The organism is Mycobacterium sp. 852013-50091_SCH5140682 (genome assembly GCF_001665685.1).
Taxonomy (GTDB): Bacteria; Actinomycetota; Actinomycetes; order Mycobacteriales; family Mycobacteriaceae; genus Mycobacterium.
On record NZ_LZTB01000130.1, the window covers coordinates 26,468 to 44,474 of the forward strand.

General features: G+C 66.9%; 11 protein-coding genes. 8 read left to right on the top strand and 3 right to left on the bottom strand.

The genetic code is table 11. The features are described 5' to 3' along the window. Window positions 1-3: 3 nt before the first annotated feature. From A5784_RS34735 to A5784_RS34770, 8 genes are all read left to right on the top strand, one after another. A complete protein-coding gene (locus A5784_RS34735; protein ID WP_064949549.1) occupies window positions 4-363 on the top strand; it encodes a GPW/gp25 family protein in 360 nt (119 codons plus the stop codon). Continuing rightward, window positions 360-3,122: a putative baseplate assembly protein gene (locus tag A5784_RS34740; RefSeq protein WP_064949407.1), complete on the top strand. Its 2,763-nt coding sequence runs from the start codon at window positions 360-362 to the stop codon at window positions 3,120-3,122. Before A5784_RS34735 ends, A5784_RS34740 begins: the two co-directional genes overlap by 4 nt. Next, on the top strand, window positions 3,119-6,397 hold the full coding sequence (locus A5784_RS34745) for a putative baseplate assembly protein (protein WP_064949408.1): 3,279 nt from the start codon (window positions 3,119-3,121) through the stop codon (window positions 6,395-6,397). The genes A5784_RS34740 and A5784_RS34745 overlap by 4 nt, the downstream gene beginning before the upstream one ends. Further along, the gene (locus tag A5784_RS34750; protein ID WP_064949409.1) at window positions 6,394-8,517 is read left to right on the top strand and encodes a hypothetical protein; all 2,124 of its coding nucleotides are present in this window, start codon (window positions 6,394-6,396) and stop codon (window positions 8,515-8,517) included. Before A5784_RS34745 ends, A5784_RS34750 begins: the two co-directional genes overlap by 4 nt. 11 nt (window positions 8,518-8,528) lie before the next feature. Further along, window positions 8,529-9,932 (top strand): DUF6519 domain-containing protein, encoded by a 1,404-nt coding sequence (locus A5784_RS34755; protein WP_064949410.1) that lies wholly within the window; start codon window positions 8,529-8,531, stop codon window positions 9,930-9,932. Window positions 9,933-9,936: 4 nt separating this feature from the next. Continuing rightward, window positions 9,937-11,577 (top strand): eCIS core domain-containing protein, encoded by a 1,641-nt coding sequence (locus A5784_RS34760; protein ID WP_082945265.1) that lies wholly within the window; start codon window positions 9,937-9,939, stop codon window positions 11,575-11,577. 62 nt (window positions 11,578-11,639) lie between these two features. Next, window positions 11,640-12,656 carry an eCIS core domain-containing protein gene (locus tag A5784_RS34765; protein ID WP_197514980.1) on the top strand — a complete coding sequence of 339 codons (1,017 nt, stop codon included), beginning with the start codon at window positions 11,640-11,642 and terminating at the stop codon, window positions 12,654-12,656. Window positions 12,657-12,659: 3 nt separating this feature from the next. Beyond that, window positions 12,660-14,021 carry an eCIS core domain-containing protein gene (locus tag A5784_RS34770; RefSeq protein ID WP_064949413.1) on the top strand — a complete coding sequence of 454 codons (1,362 nt, stop codon included), beginning with the start codon at window positions 12,660-12,662 and terminating at the stop codon, window positions 14,019-14,021. A gap of 22 nt (window positions 14,022-14,043) precedes the next feature. Here the strand turns inward: A5784_RS34770 and A5784_RS38930 are convergent, their stop codons facing one another. From A5784_RS38930 to A5784_RS34785, 3 genes are all read right to left on the bottom strand, one after another. Beyond that, entirely contained in the window at window positions 14,044-15,585 is a 1,542-nt protein-coding gene (locus A5784_RS38930) for an eCIS core domain-containing protein (protein WP_197514981.1), read from the bottom strand. 230 nt (window positions 15,586-15,815) lie between these two features. Next, entirely contained in the window at window positions 15,816-16,838 is a 1,023-nt protein-coding gene (locus A5784_RS34780) for an alpha/beta fold hydrolase (protein WP_064949415.1), read from the bottom strand. Between the two features lie 36 nt (window positions 16,839-16,874). Next, entirely contained in the window at window positions 16,875-17,927 is a 1,053-nt protein-coding gene (locus A5784_RS34785) for a proteasome assembly chaperone family protein (protein ID WP_064949416.1), read from the bottom strand. Between the last annotated feature and the right edge of the window lie 80 nt (window positions 17,928-18,007).

An 18,007-nucleotide genomic window follows, 5' to 3' on the forward strand; every position in this document is an offset into this window, starting at 1 on the left:
GCCATGAACATCGACTTTCCTTACCACATCGGCGCCACCGGGCGCACCGCCGACACCACCTATCCCGATCACGTCCGGGACATGATCGAGCAATTGCTGTTCACCCGGCCGGGGGAGCGGGTGAACCGCCCGGATTTCGGCTGCGGGCTGCTGGACCTGGTCTTCGAACCCAACTGCCCGGAACTTGCTGCTGCACTGCAGGTTTCCGCTGAGGGTGCATTGAACCGCTGGCTCGGCGATCTGATCGACGTCGACTCGCTGACCATCAGCGCCGACGACGCCACCTTGCGGATCTACCTGAAATACAGGCTGTCGGCGACCGGTGAACAGGTCCAGACATCCATCGACGGGAGCCCGGCATGACATGTGCGGACGAACGCCGACGCGGCACGGCGCGGGCGAAAGGGCGCAACGGCATCGATGCCGTCAGTGTCGGTGAGGACCGGCACGAACTCACCGTGATGTTCTTCGGCGACGCGCCCGAAGGATTGCAGCCGGCCAACTTCCGCATCGAGGGCGGCACCCGGATCACCGGCATCGCCGTTACCGCGGTCACGCCGTGCCCCACAGAGGATCCCGAGCTCGAGGGTGGTGTGCGGTTGACCGTCGATCGGGTCGGGGACCTGTCCACCTACCGCCTGTGCGTGGTCGATGTCGAGGGCTTCGATCCGCGCTATCGCTGCATCGACTTCGCGTTCATCACCGGCTGCGACGACATCGACTGTGCACCGCTCTGCCAATGCCCGGACGAGATCAGCTCCGGCGTCGAAATCGACTATCTGGCCAAAGATTACGCCAGCTTCCGGCAGCTCATGCTGGAACGGCTGAGCCTCAGCATGCCCGCGTGGACCGAACGGCACATCCCCGACATCGGCATCACCCTTGTCGAACTGCTCGCCTACGAGGCCGACCGGCTCAGCTATCAGCAGGACGCGGCCGCAACGGAGGCCTACCTCGACACTGCCCGGCTGCGCACATCGGTGCGCCGGCACGCCCGGCTGGTCGACTACCCGTTGCACGACGGTTGTGCGGCCAGGGCCTGGGTGTGCGTGGCGGTGGACGGCGACCTCGTCCTCAACACCGACGCCGTGCAGTTCAGCAGCGGCGAGCAGATCTTCGAACCCGTTCGTCAGGAACCTGTGTCGCTGTACCCCTCACACAACAGGATCGGCATCTGGACCTGGGGCGATCACGACTGCTGCCTGCCCATCGGAGCTACCGCGGCCACTCTCGTCGACGGCGAACCGGGCACGCAACGGACACTGGCGCTCAAGCCCGGCGACGTGCTGATCCTCGAAGAGGTCATCGGGCCGAAGACCGGGGCCGCAGCCGACCGTGACGTCACCCACCGGCAGGCGGTGCGCCTGACCACGGTCGTACCCGGTCTCGACCCGTTGTTCGATCAGCCGGTCATGGAGGTGACGTGGGCGCCCGACGACGCGTTGCGTTTCCCGTTGTGCGTCAACGCCCGCGGAGGTCCCGACTGCTGCGACCAGGTGGTCGGTGTCGCCAGTGGCAACGTGGTGCTCGTCGAACACGGAGGCGGCGCGCCCGACGAACGGCTACCCGTCCCCGCTCAGGACCCGACCGACCCGGGTTGCCCCGATCCGGTCTGCTTCGGCTGCCAGGACGCAGCGGCCCCGGCACGCGTCGTGCACTACCCGCCGATCCCGAAACGATTCCGGCCCAGTATTTCCCGGGTCCCGGTGACACAGACCTCGGCGTTCCCGCCGCCGGACGTCGCCGCCCGAACGCAGGCGCAATGGTTGCGCGAGCTACCCGACCGCGCGCGGGCGCACGTGACGGCCCTGCGCGCCAAGACCGCCGACCAACCGCTGTCGCAGGACGACATCGACTACCTCACAACGCTGTTCGGCCGGCGCACGCTGGACGCGGTGAACCTGTCGGGGGACCCGAGCACCGCACTCGGCGTTCTCCTCGTACGGTTCGACGAACTGCTGGTCACCAAGCTGGAGCGGCTCGACGAACTTCTCACCCGCGCCCTCGGTGGCTGCCTGCTGAGCGCCGACGGTGAAGGCTGGGAGATCGCGCAGACCTGGGGGGTGAACGCCGGCGATCTCGATCCCGGAGATCCTCGATTTTTCGGGCCCGCCACCGCGGCCACCCAGACCGATCCGCGGGACGCCCTGCCCGCGATCACTGTCTTCGACCGCTGGAACGATGACTGGCAGCCGCGACGCGACCTGCTCGACAGCGGCCCCGACGACCGGCACTTCGTCGGCGAGACCGACGACAACGGGGTGCTGCACCTGCGCTTCGGTGACGGCAGCAACGGCGCGGACTTCCCACTGCCCGAGCCTGACTCGCCGGCAGCTGACCGCACTGCGCGAGCGCATTACCGCATCGGCAACGGGACCGCAGGCAACGTGGGTGCCGAGACGATCAACCGGATCACCATCGCCGATACCAGCGGAGCCCCGATCAGCTCGGTCCGTAATCCGATAGCCGCCGCTGGCGGGACCGATCCCGAAGACGTTGCCGCGGCACGGATCCGGGCGCCCTACGAAGCCCGGCTCCGGCAATTACGGGCGATCACCGCACAGGACTACGTGGACTTGGCTGCCCGCCTGCCCGGCGTGCAGCGGGCCGCGGCGACACTCGCGTGGACCGGCAGTTGGTATGAGGCCGAGGTGGCGATCGACGCGCTCGGCACGCCCGTCGCCCCGGACCGGCTGCTCGACGACGTCCGGTGCTCACTGCATCGCTACCGCAAGATCGGTCACGATCTGTCGGTGTCCGCGGCCGTCCTCGTGCCGCTTGCGCTGGCCCTGTGCATCGAGGTCAAACCCGACTACCTGGCCGGCCACGTCCGGGCGGCGCTGCTCAAAACCTTTGGGTCGGGTCCCGGCGGCTACTTCAATCCCGACCGCCTCACCTTCGGCACCCCGATCAGGGTCAGTTCCATCGTGGCGGCCGCCGCGTCGGTGCCCGGAGTGCTCAGCGCGGACGTCACCGCACTCGAGCGCCTCTTCGGGCCGCCCGGCGATGCGCTCGACACCGGGGTACTGGCGATCAGGCCGTTGGAAGTCGCGCAACTTGACGCCGATCCGACCCGGCCCGAAAACGGTCGACTCGATCTCACACTGGTAGGTGGACGATGAGCTGCTGCACCTGTGGCTGCTGCGACGGCGTACATGCGATCACGCCCGCCGACACCTACAACCCGCCCCAGCGCGACGCAATCGACTATCGCATCGGGACATACGCCGCTTTCCGCGAATCGATGCAAGCCCGGCTGTCCGCGTACCCGGCATTGAGCTCACTGGCCACTCGCGATTCCGACGACCCGAGCATTGCCCTGCTCGACTGTTTTGCCGTCGTGGCCGACATCCTGACGTTCTATCAGGAACGGATCGCCAACGAGGGATACCTGCGAACAGCGACGGAGCCGCGCTCGCTGGCCGAACTCGGCAAACTCGTCGGCTACCGCGCCAGGCCCGCGCTCGGCGCTACCACCTACCTGGCGTATACCCTCGACCCCGGCGCCAAGACCCTCATCCTGGCGGGCTCGGGAGCGAAAAGCGTTCCGCGGCAGAACGAACTGCCACAGACCTTCGAAACCTCCGAGGATCTCGCGGCTCGCGAGGAATGGAACAACCTCACTCCGGCTGTCAGCAGGCCGCCCGCGATCAGATACTACGGTCCACCCAAGGGGCACACGGGTGAACCCGACGACGTCAACGAGTTCGCCACGCTGAACATTGCAGGCACCACCGCGAATCTCAGGGCGGGCGATCGCCTGCTGTTCCTGTTCGACCCAGACCCCACGCCCGCCGCCGACAATCCCGGCCCACGCTCGGGCGCAGCCGTGCGGATCGTGAACGTTGCCAAGCCGGACTTCGCGTCGGGTATGACCGCAGTCTCGCTGGTGTCGAAACGAACCGCGTTCGCCGATGCGCTCGCAGCGTTGGACGCCACGGTCAACGCGGCGATCCGTGCGGCCGACGATCTTCCCGCAGCCGCGTCGATCATCCGGCTGTCGAGCGACTACCTGGAGAAGCTGGCGAAGACGCTGGAAGCCGAGACGGCGCCGACGGTGAACTCGATCTTCTCCAACGTCCTGGACGACCAATCGGCGATGTCCCTGCCCGACGTGCTCGACCACCTCATCGAAACGAGTGCCCTGGCGTCGGTGCACGAATCGCCGGCCGTGGTGCAGTGGTACACCACCTACCTCCCGCCGCTGCTCGCCGCCGCGCGACATGTCATTGCCCTCGCCGAGGCCGCCACCGGGCGCACGCCCGGAGAGATCGATGCCATCCGCTGGCGCGCACACGACATCCTCTGCCCCGACGAGAAGGGCGGATTCGTCGCGGGATTCGCCGATGTGTCCTGTGACGACGGCGCGGCGTTGGTGGGGCTCACCCCGATGCTGCCGTGGCTGCGGCGTCCACCCTCGCAACCGCCGCGCAGGGCGCGGGAGGCCGACACCGCGACCCGCGAGCTGTTCCGGCCCGACTCCGACGTCCACGCCAAGCTGCTGGCCGCCGCCGATCCGCGCATCGCACCCTCGCTGCACCTGGCCTGGCGCAACGAACACCTCACGCCCGCACCAGCATTGTCCAACGTCCAGGTGATGCGGATCAAAGCGACCCTGGCCGCCGGAGCGGACGTCAACACCGTCGTTCTGGACACCGTCTACGACGGCATCGCTGTCGGCAGTTGGATCATCCTCGGGGCCGACCAGGTGTGCCGGGTGGTCTCGGCAGAGCAGACGGTGCGCAGTGTCGCCGTCGCCGCTGCCGCGCCCGCGCTGAGCGTGCCGGCGACAGTTCTGACGCTGGATATGAAAATCACTGCGCAGCAGGGCGATGCCCTGTATGCGCAGGGTGAAAGCCTCACTCCCGTCGGTGATCCCATCACCGACGACATCGCCGGTGACACGCTCGAACTCGACCGGGTCCACGACGGGCTGACGCCGGGCCGCTGGCTGGTCGTCAGCGGTGAACGCACCGACGTGCCCTACACCACCGGCGTCCACGCCGCCGAACTGACGATGGTCGCCGGTGTGCGACAACATGTCGACCCCGACCAGCCGGCAGCGTCGGTTCGGACGATCCTGACATTGACCGGTGAACTGTCCTACCGCTACCGGCGCGACAGCGTCACCGTGTACGGCAACGTCGTGGCGGCCGACCAGGGCGAGACGCGCAACGAGGTGCTCGGTAGCGCCGATGCGAGTCTTGCCAACCAATCCTTCGCCATTCGCCAGGTCAACGGCGACAATCCGTTGACCGCGCTGCCCGCGAGCAACCCCACCGGGTTCGACGACGCGTTGCGCGTCACGGTCGGAGGGGTGCGGTGGCAGCCCGCCGAGATCCTGGCCGACGCGTCGGCGACCGACCATGTGTACCGGCCTGCGTTCGGCACCGACAAGACCGTCGCCGTCCAGTTCGGGGACGGGGTCCACGGCGCCCGCCCGCCCAGCGGCAATCAGAACATCGCTGCGACACTGCGGCTAGGCGCCGGGCGCGGAGGCAACGTGGTGGCCGGCCAGATCTCAGAACTGTCCGGTCGGCCCCTCGGCGTCAATGCGGTGACGAATCCGTTGCCGGCCACCGGCGGTGCGGACGGTGACGGTCCCGACGATGCCCGCGTGGTCACCCCGCTGCGCATGCTCGCGTTGGACCGGCTGCTGTCGGTGGGCGACTACGAGGACTACACCCGGGCCAGGGCCGGTATCGGAAAAGCTAGTGCCCGCAGGTTGTTCGACGGCCGGCAGGAGGTAGTGCACGTGACCGTCGCGGGTGTCGGAGATGTTCCAATCGACCCGGAATCGGGTCTGCTGACCGCTCTCGCGGACTCTTTGACGCAATTCGGTGACCCGGGGGTGACCGCGCGGGTGGCTGTGCGCGCCATGCTGCTGCTGGTGCTGCGGGCCGGCGTCAAAGTCAAACCCGACTACTCCTGGGACCTGGTCGAACCCGCAGTACGCGCGGCCCTCCTCGACGCCTTCTCCTTCGCACGTCGCGACCTGGCCCAGGACGCCTATCTCAGTGAGGCATTCGCCGCAGCCCAGGCGGTGCCCGGTGTCGACTATGTCGACATCGACGTCTTCCATGGCATACCCGCGACGGTCACGCCGCTCGAATTGATCAGTCTCGCTGATCAACTCGGACCCGATCGCGTTGTGCACACCCGGCACGCGGAGTTCCAAGTGGAGCAGTTCTCGGCTCAGCACGATCTGACACTCAGCCAGATCGCCGTGCGCACCGGGCTGACCGTCGAGGAGCTGTGTCAGCTCAATCCCACTCTCACTGTGGCGACCGTCCCGGCGAACACCAACGTGACGACGTTCCGCGGCATCCGGCCCGCCGAGATCGTGGTGTTGCCCCCCGACGTTCCCGAAGCCCTCATGCTGCGGAGGATCCCATGACCGACAACGCCGATCGGCTGTTCTCCCTGCTGCCCCGCGTCCACCAAAGGCGCGACGAGGAACTCGGCGGGCCCCTGCAAGCGTTGCTGGCCGCGATCACCGAGCAGGCCGACCTGCTGGACGCCGACATCAGGGCGCTGTACGAGGACTGGTTCATCGAGACCTGCCAGGACTGGGTCGTGCCCTATCTCGGCGACCTCGTCGGCTACCGCATGCTGCCGGGCGGGCAGGAATCACTCACGGCTGACACAACCGAGGCCCGTAAATTGCTGGCGGCGGTGGCGTCTCGGCGCGACGTCGCTCACACCGTCGCCAACCGCCGCCGTAAAGGCACCCTGGCGCTGCTCGAACAGCTCGCACTCGACGTGGCTTCGTGGCCGTCGCGGGCAGTGGAATTCCGCCGATTGCTCACCGTGACGCCGGCGATCCGGCTCTACGGCCACGACCCGCGGGCCGACGCCCGCCGCCTGGACCGCGGCAATCTCGTCGACCTTCGCGACGGCGACGCACTCGACCGACTCGACGGCCCGTTCGAGCACCTCGCGCACCTGGTGGACGTGCGACGGATCACCTCGCCACGCGGTGTGGGCAAGTTCAACATCCCCGAAATCGGGCTCTACGTATGGAGACTGCGGCCCTATTCGGTCACCTATGGTCCCGCCTATTGCGAGGACCGGGCGCGGGCCCAGTTCACCTTCAGCATCCTGGGTAACGACGCGCCCTTGATCACCAAACCCCAGCCCGAGCCGTCACCGACCCATATCGCCGACGAGACCAATGTGCCCGCGTTCATCCGCCGGCGCGCCTTTGCCGAACATCCGGCTCGCTACTACGGGCCCGGCAAGAGCTTCTGTGTCTACACCGGTCCGGATCAGCCGGTGCCGCTCAACGCGATTGTCGCCGCGGATCTTTCGGGTTGGCGCTATCTGCCCGCGCGCGGCCAGGTTGCGATCGACCCGGTGCTGGGCAGGATCGCGTTCCCCAGCCGCAACGCCCCCGACGGTGGGGTGTGGGTGGACTATCACTACGGGTTCTCCGACGATCTCGGCGGTGGCGAATACACCCGGCCGGTCTCGCCCCGGGTCGCCGATTATGTCGTCGGCGCGGGTCACTTCGACACGATCATGGCCGCGGTGCGCAAGTGGCAGGAGGACAAGCAGACGAACCCGGCAGCGTCGCATCAGGCGGTGATCGAGCTGGCCGACAGCGGGTCCTATCAGGAGCAGATCGACATCAAACTTGACCATGGCGACCGCCTCACTCTGCGTGCCGGACAACACAAGCGACCGGTGATCCGCCTGCTGGACTGGTACAGCAATCGGCCCGACGCGTTGCGCATCACCGGACCGGAAGACGGCGACGACCACCTGCCGACCGTGATCCTCGACGGATTGCTCATCACCGGCCGCGGCGTCCGGGTGCAGGGCCGGGTCGGCACCGTCGTGATCCGGCACTCGACTCTGGTACCGGGCTGGAGCCTGGACTGCGACTGCAACCCCGAGCACTCCGAGGAAGCCAGCGTCGAATTATTCGACACCCCAGCGTGTTTACAGGTCGAACGCAGCATCCTGGGTACCATCCTCGTCGACGTCGACGAAGTGCACAACGAGCCGAATCACGTGTGGCTGTCCGACAGCATTCTCGACTCGGCAGGCTGGTGTCTGCCTGCGATCACCGCGCCCAACGATCGCCACGCCCACGCGGTGTTCAGCGCCCGGCGGGTGACCGTCTTCGGCGCGGTACGAACCCATGCCGTGAACCTGGTCGAGAACTCCATCGTGATGGGGGAGGTCTGCGTTGCCCGCAGGCAGCAAGGCTGCATCCGCTTCTGCTGGCTGCTTCCCGGCTCGCACGTGCCCGGTCAGTTCCATTGTGAACCAGCGCATTCCCATGACCCCGCGCACGTGATCCCTCGATTCACGAGTACCCGCTACGGAATGCCCGGGTACGGCCAGCTCGCACCGTGGTGTCCTGACGAGATCAGGCGCGGCGCCGAGGACGGCTCCGAAATGGGCGCCTTCCACGACCTGTTCCAACCGCAACGCGAGGACAACCTGCGTGCCCGCCTCGACGAATACAGCCCGGCGGGTACCGATGCCGCCATCCTGATCGCCACCTAGGAGGACCTCTCATGTATCTCGACACGTCACGACCCACCTTCGATGCGACCAAACACTTCGCTGCGCTGCTGCACCAACAGGGACGGCTGCCGCTGGACGCCGACCTCAACGAACAGGCGCTGATTCTCCTGCATCAGTTGCGCACCATGATGATCGACCTTGTCGGCCCCACCGCAATACCCAAAGAGCACCCCGGATTTCAGATCACGGCGGTCAACAACAACGGCAAGCTCGATCTGACGATCTCGGCCGGTCGCGCGTACGTGGACGGGATCCTGGTCGAAAACGAGTCGAACGTCGACTACACCGGTCAACCCGACGGCTATCTCGATCCGGACAACCCGGCCGACGCGGTGCCCGCCAAGACCCCGTTCGCCGTCTATCTGCGGGTGTGGGAACGGTTGATCACCGCGTTGCAGGACCCGACGATCCGCGAAATCGCCCTGGGTGACCCGGGGCCCGACACAGCTGCACGCGCCAAGACCGTCTGGCAGGTGGCCTTGCTGCCGCTGTCCGCCGAGGGGACCGCGGCCCAGCAATTGAAGGAATTCACCGACGCCGTCAAGGGATTCAACGCCAACCCCGGGCTTCTTGCCGCCCGCGCGAAACGTCCCCAAGACTTCGACAAAGACCCGTGCCACACCCCGCCGGAGGCCAAGTACCGCGGACCCGAGAACCAGCTTTATCGCGTCGAAATTCACAGCGGGGGACCGGCATGGAACCCCGATGCGCCGACGAACAAGAACAACGACCCCGGCGGAGCCACCTTCAAATGGTCGCGGGAGAACGGATCGGTGGCGCTGCCGATCCAATCCCTCAAGGGCACCAAGGTCTTTCTGGGCTCCCTCGGCCGCGACGGCAAACTCGGGCTCGAAGTCGGCGACTGGGTCGAAATCTCCGACGACGCCGCCGCCAGTCGCATCGCCGACGACCGCCCACTGACCCAGGCACACTGGGCCCGCCCGCTGCTCCAGATCGCCTCGATCGACTATGAGGGTCGTTCGGTGACGCTGTCAGACGCCGTCCCGGATGCCACCGGCTCGCAAGTCGCCCTGCACCCGATCCTGCGACTCTGGGACCACGCCTCGTCCACCAGCTACGATTCCACGCGTCGCTCCGTGGAATCCGACGGCGCGCTTCCCGTGATCGAGGGCGAATGGATCACCTTGGAAGACGGCGTTCAAATCCAATTCACGGGCCCGAACCAGGACGGCCCGGCCGGCACCTACCGCAGCGGGAACTACTGGACGATCCCGGCCCGCACGGTGACCGGTGACGTCGAGTGGTCGCAAGGCGCGAACGGTCCGCAGCCCGAGCCGCCGCGCGGTGTGCACTACCACTACGCGCTGCTCGGGACGCTGAAGCCGCCCAACGTCACCGTGGCGAACCAGCCGAAGACGTTCAAGCTGACCTGAAACCATGAAAGCCCGAGTGCTGCAGCGTAAGTGCCAATGCGACGACCACACGGCCGCGGAGGACAAATGCGATGCCTGCAGTGAGCAACACAGCCCGATACAACGCAGCTGTACCTCACAGCGGGACATTGACGCGATTCCGCCGATCGTCGAGGAGACGCTCAGCCGGCCGGGGCAGCCGCTGGGCGCAGCGACGCAGTCGTTCTTCGAGCGGCGGTTCGGGCGCGACTTCAGCAGTGTGCGCATCCATACGGATCCCGCCGCAGCCGCCTCCGCGCGGGCGGTCGATGCCGATGCCTATACCGTATCGCGACACATCGTGGTGGGCACCAACGGCTTTGACGCGGAGAATGCGGCGGGTCGAGCGCTCCTGGCACACGAGCTCACGCACGTCATGCAGCAGGAATCAGGCGTCGCGGCGCACGCGGGCCGAACCACCATAGATCCCGACCCGGGGTTGGAAGCGCACGCCCAGCTGGCCGCCCGGGACATCTCCGTCCAGCAGCCCGGGGCCCATGCCGCGGTCGGGTCGTCCCCGACGGCGCTGCAACGTCAACCCAAGGGCAGCGGCAAGAGCAAACCCGCGCCCCATATCACACAGGTGAATGTCGACCAGCAGGCACAACGGGTCAAAGCGACCTTCAGCGACGGGACGACGCTCGGCGACCACTGTTCAACCGGCAAGGGGCACTGCTGTTTCGACGCCGCGAGTGGCATGGCCGAGGGCGGTGCGTGTTCGCCGGCCAACTCGGCGGAGGTCGGCAACAACTGCACCCCCGTCGGATCCTGGACGGTGACAAAGAAGTACGCCCACAACTCAGCGCTCCCGGACTGGTGGACGCAGTTCCACGATGCGAAGAGCGTCGCACTGCATCAGTACTCGCCGGTCGACGGCACGCCACTGTCACACGGGTGTGTGCGGCTCGACGAGGACACGGCGCACACGATCTTCGACGGCGCCCGCGAAGGGGTGACCAAAGTAGTGGTGACCGGTACCGCGCAACCCCGGTGCGATCACGCCAACCTGCAGAAAGAGTGGGAGAAGGACTTCCGCGACGCCGGAGCGAAGCCACCCGACGGGGAGCGGGCAAAGCTGTACACGAAGGCCGAGCTCGAGAATCTGCGGAAGCACACCGCCGAGACCCGCAAAGAGCTGCGCAGCGCACTGGGCGTCAACGACACGCAACTCGATGCCGAGATCGCAGACGTGAAAGGCGGCACGTCCGTTGTCTCGAAGATTCCCCGCTGTGTGCCGTCGCTGACCACCGCGGAGCAGAAGGTACCGGCGGCTCAAAAGGCCGGCGTGGTTGCCGAATCCACCACTGCCGACGCGGCGAAATTCAGCAAGACGCTGGCCCGAGCAGCGACAGCTGCAGCGGCCGAGAAGGCGGTTCGTGCTGCCGGGTCGGAACTGGGGCAGAAGGCAACCGCGGCTGCCAAAGGCGGAACGACCGACGACAAGCAGCTCCGCTGGGCGCGTTTGATGCTCAGCACCGCCATCCGCCAGTGGAAGCCCGCCTTCACGATCGACACCGATTCCGAGCGGCGGTTGCGCGCCAAACTGCTGGAATTGCTGGAGCAGACGTCCCGCGGACAAACCGCCGCGGTCCCGCCCGCCAAGCCCGACACCAAACGGCAGCAATGACACCCGGCGAAGGAACCCGGGACACACCCGCGCGGCGATGGAAGGTCGCCCCCGCCGTCGCGATGCCGGTAACCGAGCATTTTCGTACACCGGTCACCGACGCGTTGAACTCGACCGGGCAGGCACTGGACGCGTCTGTGCGCGCCCTCATGGAAGCGACGTTTCGGTCGGACTTCAGCCACGTGCGCGTCCACACCGACGCAACCGCATCGCAATCTGCCCTCATACACAACGCGCACGCCTACACCGTGGGGACCGACATCGTGTTCGGAGCGGGAGAATACGAGCCCCACACGGCGGATGGGCGAAAGTTACTGGCCCATGAGCTGTCTCATGTCGTCCAACAGTCTGATCGGGGGCACGTCAACACCACGGCATCGCCGGCGACCGCCGAACGCGAGGCGCGCCGGCTCAGCGACACGATCGACGCGAACGGCGCGGCCCGCGTGTCGACCCGTGCGCCGGTAGGAGCGATACAACGTCAGGAGAACAAGAACCCGAAGGACGACACGGCAAAGGCGATCATCGCGCGAGCCAAGGACAGCAAGACCCCTGCCGCCGACCGTGCGGTGCATCTCATCAAAGACATTGTGACCGCTTACTATCCGGGCGATGCGGCCAAGCTGGACGCCGTGGTCTATGACAACGCAGCCGCCGGAACCGGTCTGCAGACCGAGAGCGTCGGCTCGGGCTCGAATGCTAAGGGCAAAGTCTCTGTCGGAGACACCTTTCTGAACAGCGTCGACAACTTCGCCCGGCGGGTGCTGCAGGTCGGCCATGAATTGCAGCACATCGAGCAGTACCGCACCGGACTCGCCGGCGGGCAGCACAAGAATCTCCGCGAGTTTCTGGCATTTCACGACGAGGCCCTGGCGGCCGAGAAATCAGGCACCGGACGGATGAGCTACGCGACGCGCCGCGATCTGATCGACGGCGCCCTGGGCTATTTCCACTGCCTCACCGCCGACGAACAAAAGGAGAACACCACCAAGAAGGATGCCCTGATGAAGCGCCGGGCCGAGGTCGACGGCAAAGCCGGCAACGACCCCACCAGCCCACCGACATCATGCAAGAAGTGAGACATGTTCGCCCGAGCAGCCGAATCCGGCAACAGCCCACAGCAGGTGCGACCCAGCGCCGCGGAGGCCGAGGCGGACCGGGTCGCCGACGACATCATGACAACCTCTACCCGTGGCCTGGCCCAACACATCCGGCCGGCGCACACTGACGAAGGGCCGAGCGATCATGCGAGCCGGGCTGCGGCGCGAGCCGGCGCACCGCTACCCGCGGAGATCCAGGAATCGATGGAATCGCGGTTCGGCGAGGACTTCTCGCGGGTGCGGGTCCACACCGATGCTGCCGCAGCCCGTTCCGCACGCGCACTGAACGCGGCCGCCTGCACGCTCGGGCATGACATCACCTTCAGCGCGGGCCGGTACGCGCCGGGAACGGAAACGGGTACGCGACTGATAGCCCATGAACTGGCTCATGTGGTGCAGCAGTCGAGGTCGGGCACACGGTTGCAGGCCAAGCCCGATACCGAGAACGCCACACCACTGCTGCGCGCACCGACGGCGGCGACCTTGGCCGGCTTCGCCCATAGCGGATCACAATTGACCGCCGAGCACGCTCCGCTGGTCCAGTCGCTCGCCCAGTTGTACTTCCGGATGGCGACCGCATCGCCGGGCGTGGTACTCCTGCTGACCGGGCACACCGATCTGACGGGTGAGGAACGGCAGAACGTCGAGTTGGGCCGCCAACGTGCCGCTGCGGTCGCCGCGAGTCTTGTGGCTGCGGGCGTGCCGATCGACTTCATCCGCATCGAATCGGCTGGGGAGAATGAGCCGGTGGTGCAGACCCCGGGCCGGGAACCCCGAAATCGCCGCGTCGAAGCCCGATTCGAACAGGTTCCGTCAAAGTTCGAGAAGCCGCCGAACACATGGACTTTCAGTCCCATCGACCCCAGCAAGGTGCCGCCGGACGCCGGCAAGCTGCCGCCCCGCCCCAACCCGATCTTTCTGCCACCGGCAGGGCAGGGATCCACTCCCGCTCCCGGCGGCGGGACGACGCCCCAAACCGTCCCGCCGTCGCGAGACGATCGTGCCCCCGCGACCGTACCCCGGTCGGGCAGCGCGGGCGACCTTGCTGAAGCCGTCATCAAGTATCCGGAGATTGCCCGCATGATCGATGACGCGGTGGCGCGGGCCCAACGTGACTGGAAGAACTTGAAACCCGGCGAGAAAGCAGCCGTCGTCGTAGTGGGAAGCGCAATGGCGGCCGCTGCTGTGGTCGCCGTCGCATCGGATCCCGGCCTGCGCGCGGGCGCGCTCGATCAGATCGATGGCAAGTCCGTCGCAGTACCGGGTGCGCCATGGCTCAAGGTTCAGGTCAAGACGAAGGGGCTCGGGGGCGGGCTCACGATCGACCTCATGAAACTGTTCTGACCGAGTCCCTGCCTGAGGATCGTCACTGCGACACGGGAATCTCGATTTCCACGGTCATCGCGTCGACCTGACGGAACGTGCCGCCCATCTTCTCGACGACGGGACCCATCTCCAGGATGTTCTCGTTGACGACCACCCTGCCGGTGATCCGCAACTTGGTCGCGCCTGCCGCTCGGGCCTCACCCAGCAGGCTCTTGAACAACTTCAGCAGCGGGCCGACACCCCTTGCCGTGGTCGGCTTCTCGATGCTCTTCAACCCATAGATGTCACGTTCGAAAGTGTTGCCCTTCAATCGCTTTTCCCCGTAGATCCGGAAGTCGCCCATCTTCTCGCCGCCAGTCGGGTCTCCTTGGCGGATGGGGTTGGTGGGTTCGTCGACGACCGTCTCGGGAACAGCCGTGTCACCGACGGGACCGCCTTTGGTCCCGCCCGACTTCGATCCGGTCGTCAACATCGGGTCCGGTGCCGGCGGTGCCGACGTCTTGCCCCCGCCCGCTGTGGCGCCCTCGGGCAGCAGCGTGGGGCCTTCAGGGAGGGTGAATTGCGGTGTCGGGGGCTGGCTTCCGGGTCCGAGCGCGATGGGTCCCCGCGGGCCGGGCGTGGGCAAAGCCATGGTTTCCACATTCACTGCGAGCCGGGCCATGCCGCGGTTGAGTGCCTCGCCCCGGCTCATGCCTCCCTCGCGGTCCTTGCGGAACTGCTCGAGGTTGCTCGCGCACGGTTCGGTGTGCTCGCACACCCAGTGCACGCCGCGGGTGAACCGCGACGGCGTCTCCTGCTTGTTCTCCGTCAGGTCCCACAGTCGGCTGCTGTAGAGGCTGCGGGCCTCCGGATCGTCGAGTACGGCCTTTTCCGTCTGGCTCACGTAGGGCTGCCGAATATAGCCCTCCTCCTTGGGATCCCAATACAGATCCAGGGCGAATGCCTCCTTGAGATCGGCGTCGTTGTAGGACGGATTGCCGTCCCAGAACTCACGCCTGCGCGCCTGCCGCTCGGCCAGGGTCAACGCCATCGACAACAGCTTGTTGTGGCTCTCGTACTTTTGCAGCAGCGCGGCGGCTACCGCGTCGGTGAAGCCGCCAGGGGAGAACATCGAAGGCACCGCGCCGGCCTTCGCGATCGGCGCATCCTCGGCCTCGTCGTCGTTCCGCGCGACCGCCTCGGCCTCGGCGACCGCCTTGGCGCGTTCGTCGTCGGCCGGCGCGCAGGCCAACCCGAGTCCCGATGTCGGCAGCGTCGCCGCCACTCGGCGTCCCGCGACGGCATCGCCGGCCGCCACGTCGGCACTCGTCTCGAGTTGTCCGCCGGTGGCCGGTGGGCCGTCGGTAGCAGACCTCGGGTCCTGTTGGATCGTGTGCGCCAGTTCGTGCGCCAGTAGTTCGAGCCCACGCTCGGTGCCCGGACCGTACTGGCCGGCGGCGAACACGACATCCGGGCCCACCGTGTAGGCGCGGGCCGCAACGGCCTCGGCCGAGGCGGCCGCGCGCGGATCGGTGTGGACGCGCACCCTGCTGAAGTCCCGACCGAAACGGCTCTCCATCAGACGCCGGGTGTTGATGTCCAACGGTTGTCCCGGCGTTTGCACGACTGCCCGCACGCCAGGCGGAACTGGGCCGGGTGTCGCGGTTCGCCTCGTGACGCTGTGTGATCGGAGCATGGTGACCCACCCGCATCGTGGTAGCGCCCGGCGCCCGCGCGTGCCGGTGGACGCCGAATCGAACCCCGGCGCTGCCGCGTCGGGGCCGGTCATTGTGGACTTTAGCGCTGATCAGTCGCTGCGGGGAGAGTCAGTGCTCAGGTGGCGCTGCGCTCGTCGGCGCCCATCGCATCGAGCACCGCGACCTGGGTGTCCAACGGCCCGGAGATGTTGGCCTCGCTGATCCCGGCACGCAGCAGGTTTCGCAACATCTCCTGGTCGTAGACCGCAGGCTCGGTCGAATCGATGAACCGTTCGACGACCTCGACGAAGCGGTCGGGATCGTCGTGGAACGGAAAATGCCCGGACCCCTCGAAAATCTCGAGCTGGGAGCCGGGCATTGCCGCGTGTGCCATGAGCGCATGACTGACCGGGATCACCGAGTCCGCAGCGCCCCAGATAAGTTGCACGGGAACGGATTCGGTCAGATAACAGCGGTCCAGCATGGTGACGACCTGGCCGCGCCAGTCCACCACGGCACGCAGAGTGCGGGCGAACGCCGATGACGCAGTGGGCTCGGGCAGATCGGCCAGGATGCGCAGCATGTCCGGGATGTCCCGGCCCATGCCGGTGGAACCGAACAACGCCCCCGCGGCCCGGCCGATGATCTGCAGCGCGGGCAGTACCAGGGGGACCCGCAGCAGGGCGAGCGCTTCGCTGCCCATGGGCAGTGAAGCGATGCGCAGCGCGACGTTGACGTCTTTGGTCACCCCGCCGGCACCGACGAGAACCAGTCGGTCGACCAACTGCGGGAATTGATAGGCGAACTGCATGGCCACGCCACCGCCCAGGGAGTGCCCGACGACGGTGACCCGGTCGATGTCGAGGACGCTGAGCAAATCCCGCATGCCGTTGGCGTACGCCGCGACGGAGTAGTCCGCCCGCGGCTTGTCCGATCGGCCGTGGCCGAGCAGATCGGGGGCGATCACGGTGAATCGCTGCGCGAGCGCGGTCTGCACGGTCAGCCAGGTGGTCGAGTTGTCACCGATGCCGTGGATCAACAGGATCGCCGGCCCGGATCCGGCCACGCGGTACGCACGCCGGTACCCGTGCACGGTGCGGAACTCCAGTGCCGGTGTGACCTCCCTGACCGACCGCAAATTGGGCTTTCGCTCCGTCATGTTCGCCAACCTCGCTGTCGGCCCTGGTGCGGGCTCCTATGGGTGGTCAGGGTCTGTGTCGTCGGGGTCGTCCGGGTGTCTGTCGTCGCGGTACAGGTCGTCTCGATACCTGTCGTCTTTGTACTTGTCGTCTTTGAATTTGTCACCGGTCTGCTGGGCGAGGAATCGTTCGAACTCGGCGCCCAGTTCGTCGCCGCTGGGCAGTTCGTCGTCCCGTGCCAGCAGAGACCGATTCTCTTGTGCGGCAACGAACGCATCGTACTGTTGCTCCAGCGCCGCCACCACTTGGGCCACCTCGGTGCTGGCCTCTACCTGCTCGTTGATCTTTCCGTACACCTCGGCGCCTGCCTCGGACAGTGCGGCCAGCGGCAACTGTAGCGAACCCGTCCTCGCCACCTCGGCCAGCAGCGCCTCCGCCGCGGGCGGGTATGCGGTCTGGGCCAGGTAGTGCGGAACATGAACGGTGAAGCCAACCACCTCGTGACCGTGCTGAGCCATCCGGAACTCCAGCAGGTTGGACACGCTGGCAGGCACCTGCACCTCGCCGACCCACGGGGTGTGCTCGGCGATCAACTCCTTGTTGTTGGCGTGCGCGGTGAGGGTGACCGGGCGGGTATGCGGTACCGCCATCGGGATGGTGCCGAGTCCGATGGTCTGCCGCACACCGAGCCGCTCGGCGAGCAGCCGGACGGCAGTGATGAAGCGTTCCCAGCGCAAGTCCGGTTCCATGCCTGCGAGCAGCAGGAACGGTGTGCCGACGCTGTCATGCAGGGCGTACAGATTGAGCTCGGGGTCTTCGTAGCCCGTGAAGTGGTCGGTCTTGAACGTCATCAGGGGCCGCCGCGACCGGTAGTCGAGGAGTTCGTCGATGGCGAACGACGCGACCAGTTCGGTGTCGAGGCTGTTCTTGAGGTGCTCGGCCGCCAGCCGGATCGCGTGGCCAGCGTCGGAGAACCCTTCGAGCGCGTGGATCAGCACCGGTCCGCGCCCGTCGGACGCCGACAACTGCGGCGCGGGAAACTCCAGCTCGTACATCCCGCTCTGATCGGGCTGGTAGTGGTGCTCAGGGTGGTCGCTACTGTCGGCCATCACTCCGTCTCCTTGTCACTGCACGCCCTGGTCCAGATCGTGCCGAACCCTCGTGCTGTGCCATATAGTGTCGCGCATTC

Excerpts from the sequence above, each read along its gene's own strand:
- A5784_RS34755 (WP_064949410.1), top strand. The coding sequence starts at position 8,529 with ATGTATCTCGACACGTCACGACCCACCTTCGATGCGACCAAACACTTC.
- A5784_RS34785 (WP_064949416.1), bottom strand. The coding sequence starts at position 17,927 with ATGGCCGACAGTAGCGACCACCCTGAGCACCACTACCAGCCCGATCAG.
- A5784_RS34735 (WP_064949549.1), top strand. The coding sequence starts at position 4 with ATGAACATCGACTTTCCTTACCACATCGGCGCCACCGGGCGCACCGCC.
- A5784_RS34745 (WP_064949408.1), top strand. The coding sequence starts at position 3,119 with ATGAGCTGCTGCACCTGTGGCTGCTGCGACGGCGTACATGCGATCACG.
- A5784_RS34765 (WP_197514980.1), top strand. The coding sequence starts at position 11,640 with ATGCCGGTAACCGAGCATTTTCGTACACCGGTCACCGACGCGTTGAAC.
- A5784_RS34770 (WP_064949413.1), top strand. The coding sequence starts at position 12,660 with ATGTTCGCCCGAGCAGCCGAATCCGGCAACAGCCCACAGCAGGTGCGA.
- A5784_RS34750 (WP_064949409.1), top strand. The coding sequence starts at position 6,394 with ATGACCGACAACGCCGATCGGCTGTTCTCCCTGCTGCCCCGCGTCCAC.
- A5784_RS34740 (WP_064949407.1), top strand. The coding sequence starts at position 360 with ATGACATGTGCGGACGAACGCCGACGCGGCACGGCGCGGGCGAAAGGG.
- A5784_RS34780 (WP_064949415.1), bottom strand. The coding sequence starts at position 16,838 with ATGACGGAGCGAAAGCCCAATTTGCGGTCGGTCAGGGAGGTCACACCG.
- A5784_RS34760 (WP_082945265.1), top strand. The coding sequence starts at position 9,937 with ATGAAAGCCCGAGTGCTGCAGCGTAAGTGCCAATGCGACGACCACACG.